Source organism: Mesorhizobium sp. M1A.F.Ca.IN.020.06.1.1 (assembly GCF_004023265.1).
GTDB lineage: Bacteria > Pseudomonadota > Alphaproteobacteria > Rhizobiales > Rhizobiaceae > Mesorhizobium.
On record NZ_RZSR01000989.1, the window covers coordinates 1 to 2,150 of the forward strand.

Below are 2,150 nucleotides of genomic sequence, written 5' to 3' on the forward strand. Positions count from 1 at the left end.
TGTCGAGATGGAGGGCCTGGGTCGCCGCATGCCCGCCGGTTCGGCGCATCTCGTCATAGAGCATCGGATAGATGTCGAAGCCGATGAAATCGAGATCCTGTCCGAACTGACCGCGGAAGTCGATGTCGGCAAGCTGGCCAAGATTGTGGAAGATGAACCAGTCCGGATTGGCGGCACGCAGGATCTCGACCTGGTCATGTTGGAAGGCGGCGGTCGCTGCGGCCAGAAAGCGATGGTAGTCCTGCACATGGCCGGGGCTGGGGTAGGACGGCATGAGCGGTCTCGGCAGGTCGATCTGCGAGAAATCGTCGTAGGCCGTCGCCCAGAAGTGGCCGCCCCAGGCGAAGTTCAGCGCCTCGATGGTGCCGTAGGCCTTCTGCAGGTATTTCTGGAACTCCAGCCTTGTCGAAGGCGCGAACGATTCCGACACCGTGGTGTTGAGCTCGTTGTCCGTCTGCCACCCGATCACACGCGGGTTGTCCCGATAATGCTCGGCCATGGCGCGGGTGATGCGGCGGCTGTGGGCGCGGAATACCGGGCTTGTGGTGTCGGCATGCTGGCGCGATCCGTGGCTCGAGGCCCGCCCATTTATGTCAACGCGCAGCACTTCGGGGTAGTTGACGGTGAGCCAGCGGGGAGGGGTGGCCGTCGGCGTGCACATAATCGTGTCGATCCCCGCTCGGCCGAGAAGTTCGATCGCCCGATCGAACAGGCCGAACTCGAACTTGCCTTCGCGGGGCTCGAAAATGTGCCAGGCGAACTCTCCCATCCGCACCGTGTTGACGCCGGCGGCGGCCATGCGCTCGGCGTCACGCTGCCAGCAGCCTTCGTCGACATGTTCGGGGTAATGAGGTGCTCCGAGCAGAAAGCGGTCAAGATTGAGGGGCCGCCATACGGATAGCGGAGCGGGCTCTTTGCGGTTCATGCGTATGGGACTTTCGAAATTTCGAGGTTCAGATCGAGGCGACGGGTTTTCTTGGCGTGAGCGTGCGGCCATCGGGGCCGAAGAGGTAGGCGTCGCCGGCTTCGAAGCCGACCTGCAACGCGGCGCCGACGCCGAGGGTAGAAACCTTGTTGAGCTGAAGCGTGAAATTGCCGGTGCCGCTGTCGGAATTGGTCGTCTGAAGCGGAGAGCCGTCGACGTAGAGGACAGTTTCGCGCCCCAACTGCTCGACCAGACGGACCTGGCTGGAGAAGGCCGGCATTACGTCGTCGCTTGGCTCGACGACACGCAGGGCCTCCGGACGAATGCCGATGGTCACGGCATCACCAGCCGAAAGGCCGCCGGCGTCGATACCATCCAAGGTGATGGCAGGGAGGCCGGCGGCGGCTACCGAGACGCTGGATGCCTCGACGCTCACTGCTTTCGCTTCGATGAAATTCATGCGTGGCGCGCCGAGGAAGCCCGCGACGAAAATGTTGGCAGGGTTGGCGTAGAGCTCCAGCGGCGAGCCGACCTGCTCGATCCGGCCCTTGTTGAGGACCACGATCCGGTCGGCCATGGTCATCGCCTCGACCTGGTCGTGGGTGACGTAGATCATCGTCGATCCAAGCTGCGCGTGCAGGCTCGAAAGTTCCACTCGCATCTGAGTGCGCAGCGCGGCATCGAGGTTCGACAGCGGCTCGTCGAACAGGAACACCTCGGGCGAGCGGGTGATCGCGCGACCGATCGCGACGCGCTGGCGCTGCCCGCCCGACAATTGCTTCGGGCGCTTGTCGAGCTGCTCCTCCAGACGCAGGATCCGTGCTGCGCGTTTGACGGCAGCGTCGATCTCGGTCCTGGGCCGGTTGGCCATCCGCAGGCCGAAGCCCATGTTCTCGGCGACGGTCATGTGTGGGTAGAGTGCATAGGACTGGAAGACCATTGCGATGCCGCGGTCGCCGGGCTCTTCCCTGGTGACGTCGCGCCCGTTGATCACGATGTGGCCGGAGTTGATGGTTTCCAGCCCGGCGATCGTCTTCAGCAATGTCGACTTTCCGCAGCCGGAGGGGCCGACCATGACGACGAACTCGCCCTTTTCGATCGTCAGGTCGACCGTCTTCAGGGCATGGTAGCCGGCATAGTGCTTGTCGACTTTTCGCAATTCCACGCTGCTCATTTCGAGGCGCCTTTCCGTGCGTGTCGGGTGCGGCAGGGTTCGCGGATCATC

2 protein-coding genes are annotated in these 2,150 nt (G+C 63.4%); both read right to left on the reverse strand.

Annotated elements, in window-relative coordinates:
* Nucleotides 1-925: beta-galactosidase (locus tag EOA60_RS29960; protein WP_206628318.1), on the reverse strand; the 925-nt coding region annotated here is incomplete at its 3' end.
* Between the two features lie 28 nt (nucleotides 926-953).
* A complete protein-coding gene (gene ugpC / locus EOA60_RS29965; protein ID WP_127334766.1) occupies nucleotides 954-2,099 on the reverse strand; it encodes a sn-glycerol-3-phosphate ABC transporter ATP-binding protein UgpC in 1,146 nt (381 codons plus the stop codon).
* Between the last annotated feature and the right edge of the window lie 51 nt (nucleotides 2,100-2,150).